Annotated in this window: 18 protein-coding genes and 1 pseudogene; 9 read left to right on the top strand and 10 right to left on the bottom strand. The window is 40.1% G+C overall.

Features of this window, described 5'->3' with window-relative positions; genetic code table 11:
* Positions 1-52: 52 nt before the first annotated feature.
* A complete protein-coding gene (locus I4641_RS04395; protein WP_229639251.1) occupies positions 53-1,864 on the top strand; it encodes an aspartate kinase in 1,812 nt (603 codons plus the stop codon).
* A gap of 31 nt (positions 1,865-1,895) precedes the next feature.
* Here I4641_RS04395 and I4641_RS04390 read toward each other — a convergent pair whose 3' ends face one another.
* From I4641_RS04390 to petJ, 4 genes are all read right to left on the bottom strand, one after another.
* The gene (locus tag I4641_RS04390; RefSeq protein WP_229639250.1) at positions 1,896-3,506 is read right to left on the bottom strand and encodes a serine/threonine-protein kinase; all 1,611 of its coding nucleotides are present in this window, start codon (positions 3,504-3,506) and stop codon (positions 1,896-1,898) included.
* Positions 3,507-3,714: 208 nt separating this feature from the next.
* Positions 3,715-3,939 (bottom strand): Calvin cycle protein CP12, encoded by a 225-nt coding sequence (locus I4641_RS04385; protein ID WP_229639249.1) that lies wholly within the window; start codon positions 3,937-3,939, stop codon positions 3,715-3,717.
* 346 nt (positions 3,940-4,285) lie between these two features.
* Positions 4,286-5,431 carry a pyridoxal-phosphate-dependent aminotransferase family protein gene (locus I4641_RS04380; RefSeq protein WP_369426721.1) on the bottom strand — a complete coding sequence of 382 codons (1,146 nt, stop codon included), beginning with the start codon at positions 5,429-5,431 and terminating at the stop codon, positions 4,286-4,288.
* Positions 5,432-5,593: 162 nt separating this feature from the next.
* Positions 5,594-5,929, bottom strand: coding sequence for a cytochrome c6 PetJ (petJ, locus tag I4641_RS04375; protein ID WP_229639247.1), 336 nt, complete (start codon positions 5,927-5,929; stop codon positions 5,594-5,596).
* Between petJ and I4641_RS04370 the strand changes: the two genes are divergently transcribed.
* From I4641_RS04370 to I4641_RS04345, 6 genes are all read left to right on the top strand, one after another.
* Complete coding sequence (locus I4641_RS04370) at positions 5,928-6,218, top strand: hypothetical protein (protein ID WP_229639246.1); 291 nt, start codon at positions 5,928-5,930, stop codon at positions 6,216-6,218. The two genes, petJ and I4641_RS04370, sit on opposite strands and share 2 nt — an antisense overlap.
* Positions 6,203-6,562, top strand: a complete 360-nt coding sequence (petE, locus tag I4641_RS04365; protein ID WP_229639245.1) for a plastocyanin — start codon at positions 6,203-6,205, stop codon at positions 6,560-6,562. The genes I4641_RS04370 and petE overlap by 16 nt, the downstream gene beginning before the upstream one ends.
* 130 nt (positions 6,563-6,692) lie before the next feature.
* The gene (locus tag I4641_RS04360) at positions 6,693-6,980 is read left to right on the top strand and encodes a DUF3493 domain-containing protein (protein WP_229639244.1); all 288 of its coding nucleotides are present in this window, start codon (positions 6,693-6,695) and stop codon (positions 6,978-6,980) included.
* 134 nt (positions 6,981-7,114) lie between these two features.
* Positions 7,115-7,963: a universal stress protein gene (locus tag I4641_RS04355; RefSeq protein ID WP_229639243.1), complete on the top strand. Its 849-nt coding sequence runs from the start codon at positions 7,115-7,117 to the stop codon at positions 7,961-7,963.
* A gap of 118 nt (positions 7,964-8,081) precedes the next feature.
* On the top strand, positions 8,082-9,524 hold the full coding sequence (locus I4641_RS04350; protein WP_229639242.1) for a CIA30 family protein: 1,443 nt from the start codon (positions 8,082-8,084) through the stop codon (positions 9,522-9,524).
* A 116-nt stretch (positions 9,525-9,640) separates the two neighbouring features.
* Positions 9,641-10,186, top strand: coding sequence for a Crp/Fnr family transcriptional regulator (locus tag I4641_RS04345; protein WP_229639241.1), 546 nt, complete (start codon positions 9,641-9,643; stop codon positions 10,184-10,186).
* A 76-nt stretch (positions 10,187-10,262) separates the two neighbouring features.
* On the opposite strand, the gene groL is transcribed toward I4641_RS04345, so the two are convergent.
* The 4 genes from groL to I4641_RS04325 all read right to left on the bottom strand — a co-directional run bounded on the left by groL (position 10,263) and on the right by I4641_RS04325 (position 14,094).
* Entirely contained in the window at positions 10,263-11,888 is a 1,626-nt protein-coding gene (gene groL, locus I4641_RS04340; protein WP_229639240.1) for a chaperonin GroEL, read from the bottom strand.
* Positions 11,889-11,985: 97 nt separating this feature from the next.
* Positions 11,986-12,297: a co-chaperone GroES gene (gene groES, locus I4641_RS04335; RefSeq protein ID WP_229639239.1), complete on the bottom strand. Its 312-nt coding sequence runs from the start codon at positions 12,295-12,297 to the stop codon at positions 11,986-11,988.
* Between the two features lie 533 nt (positions 12,298-12,830).
* The gene (locus I4641_RS04330; RefSeq protein ID WP_229639238.1) at positions 12,831-13,034 is read right to left on the bottom strand and encodes a hypothetical protein; all 204 of its coding nucleotides are present in this window, start codon (positions 13,032-13,034) and stop codon (positions 12,831-12,833) included.
* Positions 13,035-13,131: 97 nt separating this feature from the next.
* Positions 13,132-14,094, bottom strand: a complete 963-nt coding sequence (locus tag I4641_RS04325) for an SDR family NAD(P)-dependent oxidoreductase (protein ID WP_229639237.1) — start codon at positions 14,092-14,094, stop codon at positions 13,132-13,134.
* A gap of 223 nt (positions 14,095-14,317) precedes the next feature.
* Between I4641_RS04325 and I4641_RS04320 the strand changes: the two genes are divergently transcribed.
* Entirely contained in the window at positions 14,318-17,728 is a 3,411-nt protein-coding gene (locus I4641_RS04320) for a two-partner secretion domain-containing protein (RefSeq protein WP_229639236.1), read from the top strand.
* A 190-nt stretch (positions 17,729-17,918) separates the two neighbouring features.
* Here I4641_RS04320 and I4641_RS04315 read toward each other — a convergent pair whose 3' ends face one another.
* Complete coding sequence (locus I4641_RS04315; protein ID WP_369426720.1) at positions 17,919-20,213, bottom strand: ribonucleoside-diphosphate reductase subunit alpha; 2,295 nt, start codon at positions 20,211-20,213, stop codon at positions 17,919-17,921.
* 476 nt (positions 20,214-20,689) lie between these two features.
* Here I4641_RS04315 and surE point away from each other — a divergent pair, with 476 nt between their 5' ends.
* Positions 20,690-21,490 carry a 5'/3'-nucleotidase SurE gene (gene surE, locus I4641_RS04310; protein WP_229639234.1) on the top strand — a complete coding sequence of 267 codons (801 nt, stop codon included), beginning with the start codon at positions 20,690-20,692 and terminating at the stop codon, positions 21,488-21,490.
* 4 nt (positions 21,491-21,494) lie between these two features.
* Here the strand turns inward: surE and I4641_RS04305 are convergent.
* A pseudogene (locus I4641_RS04305) lies at positions 21,495-24,119 on the bottom strand (non-ribosomal peptide synthetase); the annotation flags it as partial.
* Between the last annotated feature and the right edge of the window lie 258 nt (positions 24,120-24,377).

Genomic DNA, 24,377 nt, shown 5'->3' with positions numbered 1-24,377 from the left:
TAATAACTGATAATATAAGCGATGCCTCCTGTGGGAATGAGAGAATAATATTATGGCGTTGGTGGTTCAGAAATACGGCGGGACATCTGTTGGTTCGGTAGAACGTATCCAGGCTGTTGCCAATAGAATCAAAAAGACAGTACAACAAGGAAACAGCTTAGTAGTAGTAGTCTCTGCCATGGGCAAGACAACTGATACCTTGGTTAAGCTAGCAAACGAAATATCTAGTAACCCCTGTCGTCGGGAAATGGATATGTTGCTATCCACAGGGGAACAAGTAACGATCGCCCTGTTGAGTATGGCGTTACAAGAATTAGGACAGCCAGCTATTTCTCTAACGGGGGCGCAGGTAGGAATTGTCACCGAAGCAGAACATAGTCGTGCCAGAATTTTACAAGTATGTACCGATCGCCTTGAAAGACATCTAGATAAAGGTGAAGTGGTAGTGGTGGCTGGTTTTCAAGGGGTCAGCAGTACCGCAGATTTAGAAATTACGACTTTAGGTAGAGGTGGTTCGGATACCTCAGCAGTGGCTTTAGCAGCCTCCTTAAAAGCCGATCGCTGCGAAATTTATACTGATGTACCTGGCATTCTCACTACAGATCCTCGTCTCGTACCTTCTGCCCGACTGATGTCCGAGATTACTGCCGATGAAATGTTGGAATTAGCTAGTTTGGGGGCAAAAGTATTGCATCCCCGCGCTGTAGAAATTGCGCGCAATTACGGGATGCCTTTGGTGGTATTATCTAGTTGGAGCGATCGCCCTGGTACGAGAGTAGTTTCTCGTTTGCCCCAACCCCGTTCTTTGCAAGGAATGGAAATAGCCAAAGCCGTAGACGGGGTGGAAATAGATCGAGATCAAGCAAAAGTAGCATTATTGCGCGTGCCCGATTTTCCTGGGGTAGCTGCCAATTTGTTTGGAGAGATTTCTCGACAAAGTATTGACGTAGATTTAATCATTCAATCGATTCACGATGGTAATAGTAACGATATTGCTTTTACCGTCGTTAACAAGGTTTTAAACCAAGCTGAAGCCGTAGCAACTGCCATCGCTCCTTCTCTTCGTACTAGTGCCGATGCTTTAGAACAAGCAGAAGTAATTGTCGATCGCAAGATTGCGAAGGTAGCTATCTCTGGGGCGGGCATGATCGGTCGTCCAGGTATTGCAGCTAAGATGTTTAAAGTGCTGGCTGATGCCAAAATTAATATTCAAATGATTTCTACTTCTGAAGTCAAAGTAAGCTGTGTCATTAACGAGTCAGAATGCGATCGCGCATTGCATCTATTATCCCAGGCTTTTGATATCGATCTCAATTCCCAAAAAGAAATTACGGCAAACAAATATGAAGGGGCGCATCCTCCAGTTCGAGGGGTAGCATTAGATAACGAACAAGCTAGAATTGCCATCCGTCACGTACCAGATACCCCAGGTATGGCAGCACAAATTTTCTCTTTACTAGCCCAGAAAAATATTAGTGTAGATGCAATCATCCAATCCCAACGCTGTCATATTATTAACGATCTTCCTACCCGCGATATCGCCTTTACCGTTGATCGCGATGATGCAGATATAGCTTGTCAGGTAATTGGAGAATTAAACAAAAAAATCGGTTGTGGAGAAGCTACAGGAGATAAAGCGATCGCCAAATTAAGTGTAGTTGGGGCGGGTATGATCGGACACCCAGGGGTAGCTGCCAAGTTCTTTGCAGCCTTAGCCCAAGAAAAAATTAATATTCAAATGATCACCACATCAGAAATCAAAATTAGTTGCGTCATAGACGAAGCTGAAGGAGTCAAGGCACTCCAAGCAGTTCATTCCGCTTTTGGATTGGGTACTCAAGAAAACGTAACTATTCCCACCTGATTTGTTGCCAGCGACCAATAACCAATAATTCTTAATTACTAATAGTTTCAAAAGACTCGATCATCTTTTCTACTGTGGGTAAATAACTATTGTAGCTATCAATTCGAGCCGTATAGGTAATAACGTAAGCTTTATCTTCTTTAACCGACCAAGTTTGCATTTTTTGTACGGTATTGCCATTTTCTTCTCCCGTGTAGACTACTTGTCGCCCTTCATCCTCGCCAAAATTAACAAATTTAGCTTCTCCAACATAGGGGTCTGATAACTTTTTAATTTCAGTAATAGAACGCTCAGTATATCCATCTAAAGAAACTTCTTCAGATAAGTTTTCTACTAACACGCTAACTCTTTCTTTAAATTGATCTGATTCATCTTCTAGGGGGGAGAAAAACACGACTCCCGTCGCAAAGAAATCGTCTCGATTTTGTTTAGACCAAGCTTCAGGATAATCAACCCTAAAACCCTCGCTGGCATTTTCATATAAAGATAAATTGGTTTCGGGTTCGGGATTTTCTGATTGGGACAAAAGCCAAAATCCCAAACCCCCAATAGCTACAGCAGCAGCAGCGATCGCACCAAATAGTTTGAGAGGAGGTTTTTTAGTCGCAGTTTGAGAATTATTAGTAACTTGATTGGGTGTCGAATTTTTCCCGTTATTAGCTACTCCAGATCCATTGTTGATGATTAAAGTCGATCCATTTTTCGCCCCATTAGCTTGGGGGTTTCCTCCTGAAATAATATGAGTCGAGGGAACTTTAGGAGAAGTAGACAAATGATTCTTTTTGGGAACTAGAATTGTTTTATCATCTAACTGTTTTAGATCGGATAATACAACTCCTGCGGAACTATATCTTTCTTGGTGACGATAGCGCACCATCTTGTCTAAAATATTGAGAAATTGTGGTCGATAGCTAACGTTTGGGTCGAGTAAACTGCGCCAAATTAATTCGCCATCTTGACTGATGGTATACCTTTTAGGCGGTATGCCTGTTAAGGCTTGAATGGCAATCACACCCACCGCATAAATATCACTATAAAACCCTGGGCGACCCATCATTTGTTCCATGGGCATATAAGACTTTGTGCCAACCGCTACGGTTTGTTTAACTTCTCCTGCTGCATCAACGATCTGGGTACTGACTTGTTTGACTGAACCAAAGTCAATCAAAACAATCTTCTTATCTTTATCGCGACGCATTAAATTGGAAGGCTTGAGATCTCGATGAATAACGCTATATTGCTGAACAACTTGCAATACTTCGAGAATATCTTTGAGCAAACCAATAGTTTTTTCTTCCGACCAAGGTTGACCCGCAATTATTTCATTACTAAGATCCTGTCCTTCAATCAATTCTTGAACTAAAAAGAAGTCGTTTTGGTGTTCAAAATAAGCTAATAATCGAGGAATGCGATCGCAATCTCCCAAACGATTCATAATTTCTGCTTCTCGATTAAACAACCGCCTGGCTATTTCGAGAGTTTTATCACTGGCAGATTTGGGCTTTAGTTGTTTGACGACACACAAGCTATCAAAACACTGCTGATCTTGAGCTACAAATGTAACTCCCACACCACCGCGTCCTAGTTGTTTGACGACGTAATAACGTCCCTGAATAGTTTGTCCTACAAGATTGTTATCCATCGACGCAATTGTATAAACGGCTTCTTACTTGAGCTTTCATAATTTTAACCAAAAAGAATCAAAATTCTCGTACTATAACTCAGTAATCACGAGTTAATCTAGAATCGAGTCTCTTGGCTGGGGCGATTATTAAAAACCCGCATCCTATCCGTAGATCGGTTGCGGGAAAATGTCTACTTAAAAACTTTTGGTTTATTTACAACAGTTTTTAGTCTTCGTAAACTCGGCACTCTAGAGCATCAGGATTATCATCGCAATATTTCTCTAAAGAGCTTTTTTCAGGAGTTTTTTGTTTTTGGTGTGCTGCTTCTGCCGAAAGTTCTTCTACTGTATCCCAAGCTGCCGCACATTCTCCAGAACTCGCTCCTTCAACGCTACAAACTTCTCTGGCTGATTCTCTTTCTTTTTGTATTTGCTCTTGTATATCGCTCATTTTTAGTCCTCTTATATTGAAATTCATGTTATATTATGCCACGCACCCTTATCTAGCTTTGGTAATCACTCATACTCTTTAGCTATGGAAAATATTGTAATCTAACCTTGTTTTGGTAATTTAATCGATATTTTTTTCCAGATAGGGCGACTAGGCATTTATACTCTAAAACTTAACATTACTTGATATCTTATATCTAGTAAAAATTTAGCATCTTTCTCAAGGCTTAAATGATCGCTAGTATTTCGACGCGAAATAATTTTGGTTTTAGATCTAACATTGTAACCTTTGCCTTCGCCAACTCTGGTGTGAAAAACCAGATAAACAGTATCCGAATCTTTATTTATTATTTAATAACTTTCTCTAAAGCATCTAAAAGCAAAAGAACATTTTCAGGACGGCTATTGTATCCCATTAAGCCAATACGCCAGACTTTTCCGCCCAACTCGCCCAAACCGCCAGCAATTTCAATATTATATTCGGTCAAGAGTTTACGCGCGATCGCTTTGCCATCTACCCCATCAGGAATTCTGACGGTAGTTAGGGTAGGCAAACGATGTTCTCGATCTACATGACAAGATAAGCCCAATTCTGCCAAACCAGACCAGAGCATTTCCGCATTCTGTTGGTGGCGATTCCAGCGTTGTTCTAGACCTTCTTCGGCGACGATACGTAAAGACTCCCGAAGAGCATAATTAGAATTAATCGGTGCAGTGTGGTGATACACTCGTTGTTCCCCCCAATATTTCGCCAAAAGAGTCATATCCAAATACCAGTTGGGTACGGGTTTGGGACGGTTATTTAGTTTCTCTACCGCCCGACTACTCATGGTAAAAGGAGAAGCCCCAGGAGGACAGCCCAAACCTTTTTGGCTGCAACTATAAGCTAAATCAATACCCCATTCATCGATATATAGAGGAACTCCTCCCAGACTAGTCACCGTATCGACAATTAACAAGCAACCGTGTTGGTGGCATAAGTCTGCCACTCCTTCTAAAGGTTGACACGCCCCTGTAGATGTCTCTGCGTGAACTAGGGCTAGGATAGCTGGCTTGTGGTTTTCTAGGTTGGTTTTGATTTCTTCAAGACTAAATACTTGTCCCCAAGGCTTCGTCATGGTGCGGACATCCCCACCATAACGTCCTGCCATATCTACCAAACGATTGCCAAAATAACCTTTAACCCCAACTAAGACAACATCCCCTGGTTCGACTGCATTAGCGAGGGTAGCTTCCATAGCTGCTGTCCCCGTACCGCTGACGGAAATAGTTAGTTCGTTTTCAGTCTGCCAAGCATAGCGCAACAAGTCTCTAATCTCGTCCATCAATGCCAAATAAGTAGGATCGAGATGTCCTACAGGACTGATACTCATTGCTGAGAGTACTCTAGGATTGACATTAGCAGGACCTGGTCCTAATAAAAGACGAGGAGGCATATCAAGCTGTTTCGTCTCGATCCGATAGCGATCGCTAATTCCTGTAGTTGTCACCATATTTTTAAGCCTTAAACTATTTGCCTTGTAACACTTTCTTCTGCTTAGTTTACTAGATTGAGATAGATAATATTTTAGATAAAAAATATCCTCAATCATCTGTAACAGGCGATCGAGGATTGAAGAAGTAATCAAAAAATACTTATTACTTATTACTTATTCTTACCATCCTGCTTCGGATTGAGATAGGACGTAAGTGGCGACATCATCAATTTGAGCGTCAGTCAAACGACCTTTGAAAGCTGGCATAGCGTTTTTACCGTTGTTTACTTGATAAGTAATAGCATCAATGGAATTCATTTCGTATTTTTCTAAAGCATCTTTCTTTAAAGTTTTTGCACCATTAACAACGTTGTTGCCTCCAGCGTGACAAGCAGCGCAATTCGCACTAAAAATTTTAGCACCACTAGCTGCATCTCCTGCGATAGCGGGAGTTGCCAAGGCAAACATCGCTGCGGTTAAAAACGCCATTAAGGTCGATAGTATTCTGGCAAACATGGTTTCTCCTCTCCAAGTTTTAAAATTCAATCAAAATAGTAGATTGGGATCGATCGCTAATTGTGCGATCGCAGTGGAAGAATGTCAAAAGACAGCTTGTCAAACTTTTACAACTCGTCAAACTTCTGTAGTAATATATTTATCAGGAATAGAGCTAAGAAAAAAATACTCAATTCCCATAAAAGTAGCCGAATTCAGCTTTAATGCTCGATTCTCTATTTTTCAGGAATGTTTACTACAAAAAATCATATTTGACACAGAGAGTTCAACAAAATGGCTAAAAAAATAAGTTTGTTATTGTCCGCACTAGTACTAGTAGTATCTACCTTTTTCTTTAGTGTTAGTCCCGCTATGGCTAATACTGTAGAAGTAAAAATGGGTACTGACGGCGGAATGCTTAAGTTTGAGCCTGCAACTGTAACCATCAAAGAAGGAGATACAGTTAAGTGGGCAAACAACAAAATGTCTCCCCATAACGTAGTGTTTGAAAATGCTGCTGACAAATCCCACAAAAATTTAGTTTTTTCCCCAGGAGAAGGCTACGAAAGCACTTTCAACGAAGCTGGTGAATATTCCTACTATTGCGAACCCCATCGTGGTGCAGGAATGGTTGGTAAGGTTGTAGTTCAGTAATTTCCCATCGCGCAATATTTAGCTCGAAATTTAATTGGAGGGGATGCCATGTTTAGGTTTACCTCTCCTTTTTCGTTAATATATTCTATATATTTTGATATATCTTTAAAAAAATTACGAAATCTAAATAATGGTAAAACTATCCCCAGAAGAATTAGCGAGGGCAAAAAAAAACAACCTCACTCCTGAAAAATATGCTCGTCTGCGGGCAGAGGCGAAAGCCCCCTACAAAGGCTTGCGGAAAACAATCTATGGAGCTTTTGGTGCATCTGGTTTAATTGGGGCGTTTGTATTCTTGGCAAAATTAGCAGCGGGTCAAGATTGGCAAACTAATTTATCTAACTTTTTGCTTCAGATAGGTGTAGTTGCTTTGATGGTGTTTTTATTTCGTCTAGAAAGTAAAAGCAAACCAGAATAAAATTTACCCATCCCATACGGGGCATCAAATTCAGTCATTAAGTTTTATACTTCAAGTTAATATTTGGGGTATGGATTGGCAGTAATCTAGAATCATTACCAAATTGCAAATCATCAAAAATTCTAAGGCTGACAATGCTTAATAAAATTTTATATGCTGACTCTGGCGCAGATAATGCTCAGGATATGCTCAAAATCTTGCTAGAGCTTCCCGCTACGAAGAATTCTCAGGTAACGGTTTTACGAGTCATTTCCCCCAAAACTACTGAAGAAGAATCAGCAGCCCAGGAACAAGCTGAATCTAAAATTGAAGAATTAATTACTAAGTTGGGTATAGACCGAGGGAAAGTTTCTAACAGAGTCGAAGAAGGAGAAGCTAAAACTACGGTTTTAAAAGTTGCTCAAGAAATTGATGCGAGCTTGATTATTATGGGTTCTCGTGGCTTGGGTAAGTTACAGTCTATCTTGAGTAATTCAGTCAGTCAGTACGTCTTCCAATTGACAGAGCGTTCTATGCTGTTGGTTAAAGATGATATCTACGTCAAAAAGCTCAAACGGGTAATGGTCGCGATCGATAAATCTCCTGCTGCTAGCTATGCTCTAGATGTTACCCTTGCTATGCTCCAGGGGTATAAAGATGCAGAAATACTCTTAACTCGCGTCAATCCCGATTTAGACTCCAATTTGGCATTATCTAAAGAAGATATGGAGAATAATCCGATCTTAGCACCTGCGATCGCCAAGGTAAAAAGAATGGGTATAGATTATCAATGTTTAGTAACAGGTGGTAGACCAGCACAAAAAATTTGCTCTCTAGCGGAAGCCAGAAATATTGATTTGTTAGTTCTTGGTTCTCCCGAACGCCGTCCCTCTATTGCCAAAAATTTACCCGATATTGAGCGTCTCTTGGGTAGTTCGTTATCCGACTATATTAGAATCAAAGCTCCTTGTCCCGTTCTTTTAGCAAGGCAAGAAGAAGCTTAAGTTTGATCGCTAATTAAGAAATTAATATTTCCTCTAGCTGCCCGTTGTTTCATTTAGACATCGGGCATTACTGTTGCTTGGGTATAAAATAATAGTAAAATCCTCGCGAGACTAGACTGTGGCTAAATGGGAATTCGGCAGACTATGGCAAACTCTAATTTATTTTGATGTCATTCCTGTGATTAATTGTTGGCAAAAAATCTTCCAACGCGATCGAGCAATAAAATCTAAACAAGAGACAAATATGGTAATTTTGGTAGCTGGTGCGACGGGTGGCGTGGGTAAAAGAGTAGTCAAAAGGCTACTAGAACAAAATTACCAAGTACGAGCTTTAGTTAGAGATATCAATCGAGCCAAAAATATCTTAGGAGAAGGGGTAGACCTATTTGAAGCAGATATTACTATCCCCGAAACCCTAAAGCCAGCCATGATGCGGGGAGTTAGGGCGGTAATTTGCTGTACGGGAACAAAAGTACAGCCAGTGGAAGGCGATACCCCTACACGAGAAAAATACTATCAAGGAGTCAAGTTCTATTTACCAGAAGTCGTAGATATTCCTGAATTAGTAGAATACGAGGGAATTAAAAACTTAGTAAAAGTTGTAGCTCAACATATACCTACTGCTGACGATAGACTAATTTTTGATTTTACTCATCCTAATGCCCAAATCAAAGAAACGTGGGGTGCAGTAGATGATGTAGTGATGGGAGGAGTAAGCCAGAGTAATATTCGCTTGGCAGATAATAAGGCTATTTTCTCGGGGGTTGTCTCTACTGATAACAATGGAGGCTTTGCTTCGGTACGCACACGCAATTTCTCTATCCCATTAGATCTATCTGACTATGAAGGAATTGAATTAAAAGTAACTGGTGATGGCAAACGCTATAAGTTTATTACTCGTTGCGAAGGCAAATGGGATGGTGTGGGTTACTGTCATTCCTTTGACACTGTTTATAATTTCCCGACGACAATTCGTATTCCCTTCAAAAATCTTATTCCTGTTTTTCGAGCCAAAACTGTTTCTCAAGCCAGTCAAATAGATGCTAGCAAAATCTATTCCATGCAGTTAATGTTAAGCAAGTTTGAGTACGACGGCGAGCTAAATCCCAATTTTGAAGCGGGTTCGTTTGCGATAGAGATCGAACAGATTAAAGCCTACGGTGGCAAAGTTAAACCGCAATTCATACAAGTAAGTTCGGCGGGAGTTACTCGCCCCAGTCGTCCTGGAATCAACCTAGAAAACGAACCCCCTGCCGTAGCAATGAACGAACAATTGGGAGGAATATTAACTTGGAAATTGAGAGGAGAAGAGGTAATCAAAGCCAGTGGTTTGACTTATACTATTATTCGTCCCTGCGCTTTGACCGAACAGCCAGGAAACAAGATTTTGTATGCCGAACAAGGAGATAATTTAAAGGGGCAAGTGAGCCGAGATGCTGTAGCTCAATTATGTATTCAAGCAATGAATCTACCCGCAGCAGTCAACAAAACTTTTGAAGTGAAAGAAGAACCAAGATCGGGCAAAAACAACTATCAAAAATTATTTAGCGGTCTATCGTAAAACATAGAAGGGGTGGTTGGTTGAGATATTTAGTAAATTTTTATTACAAACAGCATTAAAAAAACGGTTTAATGTGTAGTAATAATTAAATCTAGCTGTAATGCGATCATAAATTAATGCAAACTCTAATAAGCCAACAAAATACAACATTTTTTCTTGACGGAGAGCAACTACCAACAGAAGTAGATTACTTATGGTTAATTACTAGCGGGGTAGTCAAAACCTTTACCCAGGGTCAAAATGGTACATCGATTACTTTGGGCTTTTGGGGAAACAAAGATGTGGTGGGAAATTCTTTATCAAAGGTTGATCCTTATATAATGAGATGCCTAAGCGATGTTAAAGCGATCGCAATTCCTCGCATTCAATGGGGAAGTTTATCTAGAGAAATGATCTATTGTCAGCAACAAACCCAACAGTTAATTTATATTGTACGCAATACTAAAGTTTCTCAACGTCTGTGGTTGCTTTTAACCTGGCTGGCAAGCAAATTTGGTCGAATAGTTAGCTACGGAAAATTAATCGACTTTAAATTAACCCATCAAGAATTAGCAAATGCCTTGGGTACGACTAGAATTACCGTCACAAAAATTCTAAATCAATTTGAACAGGATGGTTTGATCATGCGACCAAAAACTAGATGTATCATTCTTAAAAAGTAAAGGCAAAACAAAAAGCTGTCCCGTAAATTTGCAGGACAGCTCTTTTATGACTTATCAAGCTATAAGCTTAAAGATTCTAATAATCAAAGTCACCAGCACCGCCACTAGCAGCACCTTTATCTTTTTCTGGTTTATCTACGATAATACACTCAGTAGTTAAGATCATTCCTGCAATAGAAGCAGCATTTTGTAATGCAGAGCGAGTTACTTTGGCAGGGTCAACAATACCAGCTTCAAACATATTGACATATTCGTTTGTAGCTGCATTATAACCAATGCTTAACTCTTTTTCTTTGACTCTTTCTGCCACTACAGCACCGTTTTGACCAGCGTTTTCGGCAATTCTTTTCAAAGGAGCAGTCAAAGCACGGGCTACAATAGTCGCACCAGTTAATCCTTCATCTTTAAGATTAGCTTTTGCCCATTCATCTAAGCTAGGAGCAAGGTGAGCCAAAGTAGTACCGCCACCAGGAACAATACCTTCTTCTACTGCTGCTTTAGTCGCGTTGATTGCATCTTCTAAACGCAATTTTCGATCTTTCATTTCAGTTTCCGTTGCTGCGCCGACTTTAATTACAGCAACACCACCAGAAAGTTTAGCCAGACGCTCTTGTAACTTTTCTTTATCGTAGGAAGATTCGCTCGCTTCCATTTGACGACGAATTTGTTCGCAGCGTTTTCTGACTCCTTCTTCGTGACCTTCTGCAACGATAGTAGTGCTGTCTTTAGTAATATTAATGCGACGAGCAGTACCCAGCATTTCTACTTTAGCCGTCTCTAATTTGAGACCAGCATCTTCAGAAATTACCTGACCGCCAGTTAAGACTGCAATATCTTCCAGCATTTGCTTGCGACGATCGCCGAAACCAGGAGCTTTAATGGCAGCCACATTCAAGACACCGCGCAAACGGTTAACTACTAGTGTAGCTAGAGCTTCTTTCTCGATGTCTTCGGCAATAATTACCAAAGGCTTGCCTGCACGAGCAACTTGTTCTAGTACGGGTACTAAATCCTGTACTAAGTTTATTTTCTTGTCGGTAATCAAGATGTAAGGCTCTTCTAAAGCAGCTTCCATACGCTCTGTATCGGTTACAAAGTAAGGAGATACATAACCTTTATCAAAACGCATCCCTTCAGTAATTTCTAATTCGGTAGTCATGGACTTACCTTCTTCTAGAGAAATTACTCCTTCTTTACCGACTTTATCCATCGCCAAAGCAATCATATCGCCAACTTCTTGGTCGTTACCCGCAGAAATTGTTCCTACCTGAGCGATCGCTTTAGAATCTCCTACAGGTTGAGCTTGTTCTTCGATTTTGCCGACAAGAAACTCAATTGCTTTATCAATACCACGCTTGATGGCAATGGGGTTTGCCCCTGCTGCTACGTTGCGCAGACCTTCTTTAACGATGGCGTGAGCTAGTACTGTCGCAGTGGTAGTACCGTCTCCTGCAACATCGTTTGTTTTGGAAGCAGCTTGACGAATTAGGGATACGCCTGTATTTTGGATGTGATCTTCTAATTCAATTTCTTTGGCGATGGTTATTCCATCATTGACAATTTGGGGCGCGCCAAATTTTTTTTCGAGGACTACATTACGTCCTTTGGGACCGAGAGTGACTGCTACCGCTTCAGCCAGTAGATCGATTCCTTTTTCTAAAGCGCGACGAGCTTCGTCGTTATAGATTATAGATTTAGCCATAAAACTTGATTTGCTTGTGATGAAATAACGAAGGGTGAATAGTTTAAATTCTTGATGTTTTATTAGCTGTCACATCAATTATTAATCAATTTATGAGCTAGGCAACTGCTGCTAGAATATCTTTTTCAGATAGCAATACATAATCTTCGCCACCTAGTTTGATGTCAGTCCCAGCGTATTTGGAATAAAGGACTTTATCGCCAACTTTTACTTCTAAAGGAGTGTGACCGCCATCATCTTTGGGTTTGCCAGGGCCAACTCCAACTACTTCACCTACCTGAGGTTTTTCTTTAGCTGCATCGGGTAAGATGATTCCGCCAGCAGTTTGTTCTTCAGCTGCGCTGACTTTGATAAATACGCGATCGCCTAATGGTTTTACAGTTGTAACGTTGATACTAATAGCTGCCATGCAAAATTCTCCAGATAATCTAGACGCTTGTGGTTAAATGTTTCTTCGAGGCGTGAAAGTCGTCTTTTATTAGATTAGCACTCTCACCATCCGAGTGCTAATCTAGCTAAAGTTGGTTACCTATGGCAACGGTTTTCTTAGTGTGGGTTACCGTACAGGTCTGTGGTAATAACATCTTTATGTTGTCTATTGTACCTATTGTACTGTCATGAAGTCTCTCAGCCCTGCTGACGCGAGGACTGAGTATCCTGCTCTACAATATTAGAAGGTGGCAACCTCCATAATATCGAAAGGGTAACTGGACTTCTCAGTGACTTACAGGAACTTTTGCCTTGTAAGTCCTTTGGGCTGTTTCCACCACAGAGTTTATAAATAAATCTTGCGCCAATATTGTAGCTAGCAGACAAGTCACAATTGTACTTTTTACCACTACTGAATATGGCTTGTTCGTAGTTTTTACTACTTCGTTTTACTTTACCGCTGCCATCATAAGCATTGCTGCTAGTGCCACGAGGATCAACGAATACTACTTTTCAGCCAAGCTCAGACCACTTCATCTCAGTCAGGTTAACTATACGACGATGCAACCAACCTTCAATTATAGTGGGATTATTACAGACTACTTTCTCTTTTTGAATCGTCTCCTGGATCTGATGCAGTAGCAATAGCGATCGCCAAGTATTAACTTCTTCAGTAATGCGATCGCCGATAATCACAAAAACTATATTACTTCGCATATTATAAACTGACGTGCAGAAGGTGGGTTAATATATTACATTTTGACGTGCGGAATGAAAATTTAAAACTCCTGGTTTCAAACTAGATGCAGTTTATTTAATGAATTTTAGGCGATCTCAACATTCCCCAAAGCAATAAGATCCAAGGCAATTTTAGATTAGGAATTAACTTGGCATATTTCCTAAAAGCAGGAATAGCAAAAGGAAGTACGAAACGCAAGGAACGCAAAGATACAGGGCGATTGCCATCTCGATCTACTAAATTATATTTCTCGGCTAGTTCGGCGACGATCTGCATCTTGCCCGTGTATTCCATCACATTAGGATCGCTGGCTAAAGCTGCGATCGCTCTTCCTGTTAACAAGGGAGTTTCCCAGTTATAACCATCCGCCCAAGCACCCTCAACAGTATTTGTATCGGTTTCGGTTGCAAAATCTGTTAATTGTTCTGTACCGACAATACCAGGCCAAATAGAGATAGATGCAATATTATCTGGTTTGAGTTCTTCTGCCATATCCGACGACAAGCGATCGCAAGCCGATTTTCCCGCACCATAAGCTGCACCGAAGATATAAGACAAGCCACCCCAAGAAGAAATCGTACAAATAATTCCTGTATTCTGTTTGCTCATCAATCTAGCAGCGTAGATACTGGCAACATAATGACTCCGCAAACCCACATTATTAATCGTATCCCAAAGTTCGGGTTCGGCTTGCCAAAAAGGCTTACCATAAGCATCCCTAATTGCCCGTACTCCTGAAAAGACATTATTGACCAACAAATCTAATTGTTTTTGTTCGGTTTGAATGCGATCGAAAAGTTGGCGCACTTGTTCGTCATCACTATGATCTACCTGTACGGGAATACATTTACCCCCAACTTCTTCAATAGCTGTTTGAGTTTCAGCCAGACTCCCCGATAATTCTTTCCCAGAGGACTCTAAACTCCTTCCTGTAATATATACTGTCGCCCCTGCTTCTCCCAATGCGATCGCAATTCCCTTGCCAACTCCCCGCGTCGCCCCCGTAACTAGTACCACTTTTCCTTTCAGGTTGGACATAATTGCTCGTTCGTATGCACATTAACTAATTATTTGTCGTTGCAACAAAATAGTGTCGTTTTATATTAAATACCTTGAAACCCTTATAAAAAATAGGCTTTAGTTTAATTTGTCTAATTATATCGCTTCAAAACAACAATTTAACTTGTAACATCAGTTAATAATTTCAACTAGAAATGGTAGCATTTTTGAAACCAAGCTTTTTATATCTCTCTACCATATCGTGCTGAAACTATCTTCTCTCTTACCATTTTCTCTTTGTACTTTCGGATGTTTGCTGACTACCAGTAAGATCGCTCAAGCTCAGATCGCCCCAGACAATACCGTTAATACCCAAGTAGATCGCAATGGTAATGTTTCAACAATAACGGGGGGAAACACTCAAGGAGGCAATCTTTTTCATAGCTTTCAAGACTTTTCCGTACCCACAGGAGAGACGGCTTTCTTTAATAATACGGATAGTATCTCTAAGATCTTTTCTCGCGTTACGGGAGGAAATATATCCAATATTGATGGCATAATTCGCAATAATGGTAATGCAGATTTATTTTTAATTAACCCCGCAGGTATTATCTTTGGGCAGAATGCCAGACTGGATATTGGCGGTTCATTTTTAGGCAGTACGAGTAATAGTATTTTGTTTCCCGATGGGATCGAATTTAGTGCTACGGATACTCAAGTAAATCCAATTTTAACCATTAACGCACCTATTGGTCTGGGTTTTCGCGACGAACCAGGAGAGATTATCAATAATTCTCTAGGTAGGGGTTTAGAGGTTAATGCTGGTAATAATATTAGTCTTTTAGGTGGCGACGTAACTTTTAATGGTGGAAGATTAACCGCACCAGAAGGAATAATCAATCTGGGGGGTTTATCCGCAGCAGGAGAAATCGGTATTGATGCCGATGGTAATTTCAGCTTTAGCGATGGGGTTGGGCGTTCTAATATCTCTCTATCAAACAACGCAATAGTAGATGTCAGTGGTGATGGAGGCGGTTTAATTACAATTAATGCCAACAATTTAGAATTAACAAAAGAAAGCCTATTTCTAGCTAATATTGGGGAAGGTTTAGGCTCGGCAGATGTTCTGGCCGGTACTATTAATATCAACAGTGTTGCTTTTTCTGCTGAAAATAATTCTTTAATCCGTGCTGATAATTTGGGTACTGGTAGGGCAGGTAATATTAACCTTATTACTGACACTTTAAACTTAAATAGCGGTTCTGCTATTACCGCAACTACATTCGGTGTAGGAGATGCGGGGAATATTAGCGTTACCGCAAGAGATATTACTTTAGACTTTGAGTTTACGGGAATTTATAGCAACGTTGGCTTGACTAATGTCGCTTCAGAATCAGAAGAATTAGATGTTAGCGGAGTAGTCGGTAATGCAGGAATAATCGATATTAATACCGATACCCTAACCTTGACTAATGGAGCGAGGATTATTACGACTAGTATCGCCCAAGGCAATGGGGGAACGGTTAATATTAATGCAACAGGAGAAGTGTCATACATTGGACAAGGAGTCACCCCTGTACCAGCTTTTGGCGGTGGGACAGATAATGTAGTAATAAGTGGCTCTTTTAGTCAAGTACAACAAGCAGGAAATGGTAATGCAGGAGAAGTAAATATTACAGCAGATTCGCTGACTTTAATAGATAAAGGAGCTGTCTTAGTAGACAACAGTGGTGTAGGGGGAGATGCAGGAGATATTACTCTCAATATTGCAGGGGATATTTTCTTAGATCAAACGGGATTGATTCTGGCTCAAGTACAAGAAGGTGCAGTAGGAAATGGGGGAGATATTAACATTACCGCTAATTCTTTGGAAGCTCAGGGCGGTTCATTGATTTTGGCAGATACCAAAGGTGCTGGTAATGCAGGAAATATTAATATCGATGTGATAGAAGCTATTTCTTTAGATAACGGTCAGATTATTAGTTTAGTAGACAGCAATGAGACTAGTCAGACTACTGGCAATGGTGGCAATATATCTTTGACTGCTGGAGAATTAAATTTAATTAATAATGCTCAATTGCTTGCAGATACTACTGCACAAGGCGATGCGGGAAATATTACTGTTGATATAACTGGAAATATTAATCTCGACAACGGAAGCCAAATTCAATCCCAAACGCGGAGTGGTGCTGTGGGGAATGCGGGGAATATTAATATTACTACTGGCGGATCTTTACTTTCTACCAACGGTAATCTGATTTTGGCTGACTCTCAGGCCCAAGGAAACGGCGGTAGCATTGTCATTAATGCAGCAGAACGAGTGTTACTAGAAGGTAGGGAAGAAAATGGTTTTCCATCCCAGGTAGTTGCAGGTTTGACTAGAGAAGATTCTGAGGGAATGGGGGGAACAATTGAAATCAATGCAGGGGAACTTGTCATGGGCGATGTGGCATTTATTTCTTCTAACACCGTTGAGGGTAGTGTGGGGGAAGCAGGAAATATCACTCTCAACGTGGATCGCCTGAATCTTTCGGAAAATGCTTTTATTAATGCTTTTACTGCTAATGATTTCGACGGCGGTTCGATTATTGTTAACGCCCAAACTCTAGACTTTATTAGTGGAGGAAAAATTTTTGCTGCTACTGCTGGTAGGGGAAATGCAGGTAATATTAATCTCAATATTAGCGATCGCGCTACCCTCGATAATAGTGTTCAAGCTTCCTCCCCTCTAGTCGAATTTCCCGAGTCGGAACAATTATCCAACGATCTACAAAACTCCTCCAGTGGTATCTATGCCAATGCTACTGAAAGTGCCAGTGGTAATGGAGGAAATATAAACATCGGTCAAATTCTCGAAAGCAAACCGCAGAACTTTATTATTTCTAACGACGCTCAAATTGATGTTGGCAGCCAAGGTACAGGAAGTGGCGGAAATATTTTCTTAGCCAGTCAAGCTTTAGAATTAGATAATAATGCGAATATCTCTGCATCTACTGGATTTGGTCAGGGTGGCATAATTACTTTAGACATTGCCGACAATCTCACTCTCAACAATAGTAGTTCGATCTCAGCAGAAGCATTTAACGATGCTAATGGTGGTAACTTGAATATTGACAGCAGGTTTATCATTGCTTTTCCCAACGGTGACAATGATATTTTGGCTAGTGCTGAAAATGGTTTGGGGGGAAATATTAATATTAATACCGAATCACTACTAGGTATACAATCGCGATCGCAAAATCCTGGAACTAATGATATCAATGCTAGTTCCCAATTTAGCTTGGATGGTACTGTCAATGTGAATATTTTAAACTTCAATCCCATCCAAGGGGTTACAGAATTACCTAACAATGTAGTTGAGTCGGGAGAAACAGTCGCCCAATCTTGCAGTACGAATAGAGCTATTACTACCCAAAATAGTTTTACTATCAAAGGCAAAGGTGGCATTATACCCTTGCCAGGCTTACCTCTAAATTCTGCTGGTGTAATTGTTGATGGCGAAGTGGATGAAACTGTCTTTGCTATTCCCCAACCAATAACTACTAGTCAAGGTGAAATTCAACCAGCCAGAGGAATTCAAGTAACAGAAAAAGGAGAGGTTATTTTAACTGCTTATCAAACTAATAACTCTGGCGATCGCATTTCTGAAATTAAACGCAATTGCGGAGTTTAGCAGTGTTTTATGAATGTTGCCATTTGATAGTAAAAATCAAACAGATTAAGGGGATCGCTGATGAGTGTTGGTGCTATTTTGTTATCAATAACTAACCATTAATGATAATGATTGAATTCCACCCAGAGTTGTTCGCGAAAACTTTTTGCGAACAACTCTTTAATTAATAGCTTTTAAACTAATGCAAATATTAATTTGCACAAGCAGCACAACCTTCATCACTTCTTTCTTTGAAGTCGTCTTTCTGCACGGTACGGACATAATAGACAGCTTTGCAACCTTCCGACCACGCCATAACTAAGGTATCAAAGATATCTTTAGCTTTAACTGCTCTTTCTGGCTCTTCGGGGAAATAGACACCCTGATTGAGGTTAAATAATAATTCCATCGAAATACCCGTATCGATCCACTGCTGCATGGTAGCTACAGCTTTGACGACAACTTTTTGATCTAGGCTTTTGTTTTCGCGATAAAACCAGAAGCATTCTTGAATAAAGGGCGGTGCAATGGGTACTGTACCTTTAGCCCATTTATCATAAAAGAACTTGCTGTAGACGGGCAAAATACTAGCAGTACAACCTTGTACTAAGGAAGAAGATGTATTAGGAGCGATCGCGGTAATATGGGAGTTACGAATACCGTAAGTTTTTACATCTTGAGATAGTTGCAACCAGCGCGACGGCATTGCGGGAGAGTTTCCCTCCGTAGGTGACTGTCGTAAGAAGCGATCGCTATTCTGGGATATGGCTATTATTTCTGCGACAGTTTTTGAACCCAACAATTTCCCTTTACTCCACTCGCTACCAGGAAATGCAGCATAAGCACCCCGCTCTTTAGCCAATTCCATCGAAGCAAAAGTACACCAATAAGCTACTTCTTCAAACAGACTGCTAATTTCTGTCAAGCTTTGATAGCCCAAGTGGCGTTTGGCTAGCCAATCTGCTAGTCCCATACAGCCTACCCCGATAGTGCGATATTTATCGTTGTGAGTTTTACTATCGGTAAAAGGAGGCTGGGTAAGATCGATAGTATTATCGAGAATTCTGACAGCTAACTGAGATACTTCGGCTATTTCCGATTCATCTAGATTAGCTAAATTGAGAGATACTAGATTGCAACAATGTGCCTCTAAGCCTGGTTTGACGTTACTAAAGCTTTCACAGCAAAGATTAACCCCAGGGATATATCCTTCATGTTTATTGGGGTTGGCGCGGTTGATAGTATCTTTGAACGCTAAATAAGGCATTCCTGTCTCTACCTGACTCCGCATGATGTGCTTGAATAATTCGCGAGCATCTACTTGCTTGTAAAGAGTAATTTTTCGATCTAACTCTGCTTCAATTTCCGCATATGCTGCTTCAAAACCATCTCCCCATTTTTCAGCTAGGTCGATGCCTAGTTTTTCCTTGACTTCATAAGGATCTACCAGAGTCCATTTTTGCTTATTTTGTACCCGACGCATAAATTCATCGGTGATAACCAACTGAGGAAAGACATCATAAGCTTTACGACGGCGATCGCCATTTTCTGCTTGCATCTCCAGAAACTCAGGTACGTCTAGATGCCAAATATCCAAACCGATTGTTACCGCACCAGCCCTTCTTCCTCCTTGGTTAACAGCGATCGCCGTATCGTTGAGCAACTTGATCCAGGGAATAACTCCCCCAGAAGCATTATCTTTACCCATTACCCAACTACCAGTAGCACGAATGCGACTGACATTAACCCCAACACCACCGCCATTTTTGGAAATACGGGCTGCATTGGTAATTTCTTCAAAAATGCTTTCTAAGTTATCGTCCATGGCGATAATAAAACAACTACTCAAAGAGCCATTGGGAATTCTCAAATTAGCTAAAATAGGCGTAGCCAAAGAAATCTTCCGAGTTGCGATCGCTTCATAAAATTTTCTAGCAATAGTCAATCTCACTTCTGGTTTTTCAGTGGAAGCGAGCAACAAAGCACAGGTAAGAAAAGCTTCTTGAGGCAATTCATTAGTTAACAAATACCGCTTAGTTAATAAAACCGCCCCAGCATAATCATAATCCTTATCCCAGTCAGGATTGATCCACGTTCCTGCTTCGGTTAATTCTGCTTGAGAATATTTGAGGATCGCGCGATCGTAACGCTCTCGATCTACCTGAGATTGAACCGCGTGATCGTAGTTACCATAAGCAAATCCACGGCGCACTTGAGTATCTTTCCACAAACTCCAGACGTGCAGTCTACCTGCTACATATCGCCATTCTGGTTCGTCTGGGCTACACATCCCCAAAGCACAATCAATTAAATTATCTTGAATATCTCTAGTACTAATACCGTGGCGCAGCCTAGTAGTCAATCCTGCTTCCAAAGCGATCGAGTTAACGTTATATCCTGCACAAGCCCACTCAACGACAGAGCGAATTTTAGCAACGTCTAAAGATGTAAGAGAACCATCTCTTCTAACTACCTGAATATCAGAGCAAGTTTCCCCAGCCCCCATCGCCTCACTTTCTTCTAACAAGGCTAAAGATGATGTTTTTGAAGAGTTAACATCAGTTTTTGATTCTGGTATCAAAGAAGACTTATTAGCCGTCTCATTTCCTGTAGTCTTGTTGGGCTGTTGCTTAAGTCTAGTTGTTAAGGTTTCTTGGTCGGGATTGGCTGTAGATTGAAGATTACTGGTTAACGGTAGAGTTGGCTGCATGTGAGACTAAAACTAACTGTTCTGGTCTTCTACTATAACTCAAGTTTTACTACATATAGCGTTAGATCCATAATATTTAGCTCATATTACTCTATATACAGTTTTTTGCGCTTTTTGTAAACAACTAAAAATAAACAGAAATTACTGTTGTTAATTAATACCCGTCTTCATTGTTAATAATTCAATCTCGTTGGACGTGCTAAATTAAAAATCTTTACTTTCTCTTTAAACAATCGATTCATTTCGATCGAACTCAATCTAATTATCAATCGATGAGTAATATTTTAATTAGTAACGATGATGGTATCTTTGCGGTAGGAGTTCGTACCTTAGCCGATACTCTGGCACAAGCTGGACATCAAGTAACGGTGGTATGTCCTGATCGCGAACGCTCTGCTACTGGACATGGTTTGACTTTACATCATCCGATTAGAGCCAAAGAAGTTGATTATGTTTTCGACGATCGCGCGATCGCTTGGTCTTGTTCGGGGACTCCTGCTGACTGTGTAAAATTTGCCCTGAGTGCGGTAATGCAAACTCGTCCTGATTTTGTGTTTTCGGGCATCAATCACGGCCCTAATTTGGGAACTGATGTCTTGTATTCGGGGACGGTATCGGCAGCAATGGAGGGAGTCTTAGAAGGAATTCCTAGCGTGGCATTTAGTTTGGCTAGTTTTTCGGCTTTTGAGTTTCAACCCGCAGCAGATTTTGCTTTAAAGCTATTAGAAAAGCTATCGGGTACAGATTATCCCAAGCCACCTTTATTAAGCGTTAACGTTCCTCCTGTAGCCACTTCAGAGATAGCTGGAGTAGCAGTTACTCGTCAGGGTTTGCGTCGCTACATTGAAAAGTTTGCCAAAAGATTCGATCCTCGGGGAAAAAGTTATTATTGGCTCGAAGGAGAAATTATCGAAGATATCGAACAGCCAGAAGATGTTAATTTGCCCCCTCACATTCTGACTGACGTACAGGCTATTCGCGATCGCTATATTACGATTACGCCCCTACAATACAATCTTACCGATGCGGTCATAGTAAAACATCTATATCAACAGGATTTTTTTAGCAAGTAACAATTTAGAGATTATTTAATGCTGTGGATAGTTTTTCTGCTATCTTTTTGAGATGAATTTCTTGATAGACAATATCGTGATGATTGGCATTAATATCAATAAACTTGACATTATCTTCGATCAAACTATTCCAAACATAGGGCATAGATAAAAATTGGTTTTTGTTAGCAGATGATTTATCTCTTTTACCCAATATTGCTCTAAAAAAGATGACGTTCAGGCGATCTCGGTATACTTCAGGAATATATTTATCGAGGGCTTTTACACTAAGATAGTGAAAATATTCCTGTTTAAATTTGTCTCTTAAGGCTTGAGGAAAAAATAGCCAAGCTTGAGGATAAATACGCCAAATGGTGCGAATTATTTGTAATTTAAACCATTTACCAAGATTTTCGTGGCGGTCTATTTTTTCTTTTAAATCGAAGTGGATTAATTTATTCAATCGTCTTGATAAACCACTGGGTAATACTGGTTTAAAATTAACGTAAGAATCAATCATTGCCAGTAAATCTATTCGTTCGTTACGATCTTTTAGTTGTCTTGCCATTTCCCAGGCAATTACTCCCCCAATACAGTAACCGCAGAATAAATAAGAACCCTCAGGTTGAACTTTTCGTATTTCCTCAATGTAACGTGCAGCCATTTCTTTAATGTCGGTTAAAGGGGCAGTGCGATCGTTAAATCCAAGAGGTTCTAAAGCATATATTGGTCGATCTGGCTCGATATATTTAGCTATTTCTCGGTACAAGAAAATCTCGCCCACACCTCCGTGGATGCAAAACAGAGGATCTTTAGAACCCTTTGCTTGAATGGGTATCAAAGAATAATTATGATTATAATTTTCAGCTTCTATACACCCAGCTAATTCTTCAATAGTTGAAGCTTTAAAAATAGTCGATTCGGGTATTTTTATGTCTAGCTTTTCTTCTATTTGGGCAAATAAACTCATAGCCAACAAAGAATGTCCCCCTAAATTAAAAAAACTATCTTTGATACTAATTTGTTTGATACCTAAAACTTGCTGCCAAATTTTTGCTAACTCTGTTTCTAACTTATTCCTGGGAGCAACATATGTTGCAGAAGTCTCCGATACCGTCGAATTAATATTTGCTAAAGCACCACGATCAACTTTGCCATTAGAAGTCAGAGGTAAGACTTCTAAAGTATTAAAAGTCGTCGGAATCATATAGTCTGGCAGTTTTTGTTTTAAGAAATTGCGTATTTCCCTAATACTAGGAATTAAATCTTGTTTGGCTACCAAGAATGCAGCTAATATTTTACTTCCAGAAAAATCTTCTTTGGTTATTATCGCGCATTGTTCGATCTGAGGATGTTGGACTAAAGTTGACTCGACTTCTCCTAACTCAATCCGAAAACCGCGAATTTTAACTTGCTTGTCAATACGACCGAGATATTCTAAATCTCCATTCTCTAGATAGCGAGCAAGATCGCCAGATTTATAAAGTCGTGCTTGGGGATGTTTGTCAAAAGAATTGGCAATAAATCTTTGGGCTGTTAATTCAGGACGATTCAAGTAACCTCTCGCTACTCCCGCACCACCGACATATATTTCTCCTTCAACACCGATAGGAACTGGTTGACAATTTTCGTCTAATAAGTAAATTTGCAAATCGGGTATGGAACAGCCAATAACGCTAGCATTACTATTGAGATCGGTAATATTTATCGGACGATAAGTGACATGAACGGTTGTTTCAGTGATACCGTACATATTGACCAAGCGAGGATATTGGTCGCCGTGTCGATCGAACCAAGATTGTAAACTGGCTAAATTGAGGGCTTCCCCGCCAAAAATAACCCAGCGTAGATCTAGTCGAGCTGGAGAATGGGATTGTTCGTCTGCTCGAATCAATTGATAGAAAGCTGATGGGGTTTGATTGAGAACAGTTACTTTTTCTTTGACCAACAAATCATAGAAAGATTTTGGTGTGCGACTCACTATGTAAGGAACGACTACTAAACGACCTCCAGTTAACAACGCACCCCAAATTTCCCACACTGCAAAATCAAAAGCATAGGAATGGAACAGCGTCCAAACATCTCGATCGTTGAAGTTGTACCAAGGCTGAGTCGCTGCAAATAATCGCGTTACATTTCGATGTTCGATTAAAACACCTTTGGGTTTTCCTGTCGAACCAGAAGTATAAATAACATACGCCAAACGTTCGGTTTGAATATTGTAGCGATCGCAGTTAATGTTTTCCGAATTGAAATTTTTAGACTTGAAATCTGCATCGAGACACACAATTTCTGCTTCTAGTTTAGGTAATTTCTCTAATAAATGTTGTTGCGTAATTATAACCTCAACTTTGGCATCTTGTAAGATGTAGCTGATTCTTTCTTCTGGATAATTTGGATCGACTGGTACGTATGCCCCTCCTGCTTTTAGGATGCCTAATAACCCAATAACTGTGGCTAAAGAACGTTCGACACAAATACCAACTAAAACTTCTGACTTTACTCCCAAAGATTGAAGGTATCGAGCCAATATATTAGCTCTTTGATTTAATTCTTGATAGGTTAATTGTTGTTCACCAAAAGTTACTGCGATCGCTTGAGGATTTTTCTCAACTTGTTCTTCAAATAGTTGATGAATATATTTGTTTTCAAAATTAATATTTTGTTTGAAGTCGTTCATTTTTTTTGGATATAAGTATTTAATAACCGCTTAATATGCTTTAAAAAATTGAGTTGCATTTTTTATATGCAAGCAAAAATCAGGCACTTGTTGATAATAATTGTCTTTCCCGTAGTATGAACTTTAAATTTTATGATGTATTTTAAGCAAGAATATATTAATTCAAACGGTTTTGTCTGGCATTAAATTGGCTATTTGATTTTCAATAAAGTTAAATTATAAAATAAT

This window comes from Waterburya agarophytonicola KI4 (genome assembly GCF_020640915.1).
In the GTDB taxonomy this organism is placed as follows: domain Bacteria; phylum Cyanobacteriota; class Cyanobacteriia; order Cyanobacteriales; family Xenococcaceae; genus Waterburya; species Waterburya agarophytonicola.
The sequence above is the reverse complement of the archived record's forward strand: the minus strand, read 5'-3'. Positions and strand labels throughout refer to the sequence as shown.

Excerpts from the sequence above, each read along its gene's own strand:
- I4641_RS04315 (WP_369426720.1), bottom strand. The coding sequence starts at position 20,213 with ATGGGGGCTGGGGAAACTTGCTCTGATATTCAGGTAGTTAGAAGAGAT.
- I4641_RS04355 (WP_229639243.1), top strand. The coding sequence starts at position 7,115 with ATGCTTAATAAAATTTTATATGCTGACTCTGGCGCAGATAATGCTCAG.
- petE (WP_229639245.1), top strand. The coding sequence starts at position 6,203 with ATGGCTAAAAAAATAAGTTTGTTATTGTCCGCACTAGTACTAGTAGTA.
- I4641_RS04360 (WP_229639244.1), top strand. The coding sequence starts at position 6,693 with ATGGTAAAACTATCCCCAGAAGAATTAGCGAGGGCAAAAAAAAACAAC.
- I4641_RS04345 (WP_229639241.1), top strand. The coding sequence starts at position 9,641 with ATGCAAACTCTAATAAGCCAACAAAATACAACATTTTTTCTTGACGGA.
- I4641_RS04395 (WP_229639251.1), top strand. The coding sequence starts at position 53 with ATGGCGTTGGTGGTTCAGAAATACGGCGGGACATCTGTTGGTTCGGTA.
- I4641_RS04380 (WP_369426721.1), bottom strand. The coding sequence starts at position 5,431 with ATGGTGACAACTACAGGAATTAGCGATCGCTATCGGATCGAGACGAAA.
- I4641_RS04385 (WP_229639249.1), bottom strand. The coding sequence starts at position 3,939 with ATGAGCGATATACAAGAGCAAATACAAAAAGAAAGAGAATCAGCCAGA.
- I4641_RS04370 (WP_229639246.1), top strand. The coding sequence starts at position 5,928 with ATGGTTTCTCCTCTCCAAGTTTTAAAATTCAATCAAAATAGTAGATTG.
- groL (WP_229639240.1), bottom strand. The coding sequence starts at position 11,888 with ATGGCTAAATCTATAATCTATAACGACGAAGCTCGTCGCGCTTTAGAA.
- I4641_RS04390 (WP_229639250.1), bottom strand. The coding sequence starts at position 3,506 with ATGGATAACAATCTTGTAGGACAAACTATTCAGGGACGTTATTACGTC.
- surE (WP_229639234.1), top strand. The coding sequence starts at position 20,690 with ATGAGTAATATTTTAATTAGTAACGATGATGGTATCTTTGCGGTAGGA.
- I4641_RS04325 (WP_229639237.1), bottom strand. The coding sequence starts at position 14,094 with ATGTCCAACCTGAAAGGAAAAGTGGTACTAGTTACGGGGGCGACGCGG.
- I4641_RS04330 (WP_229639238.1), bottom strand. The coding sequence starts at position 13,034 with ATGCGAAGTAATATAGTTTTTGTGATTATCGGCGATCGCATTACTGAA.
- petJ (WP_229639247.1), bottom strand. The coding sequence starts at position 5,929 with ATGTTTGCCAGAATACTATCGACCTTAATGGCGTTTTTAACCGCAGCG.
- groES (WP_229639239.1), bottom strand. The coding sequence starts at position 12,297 with ATGGCAGCTATTAGTATCAACGTTACAACTGTAAAACCATTAGGCGAT.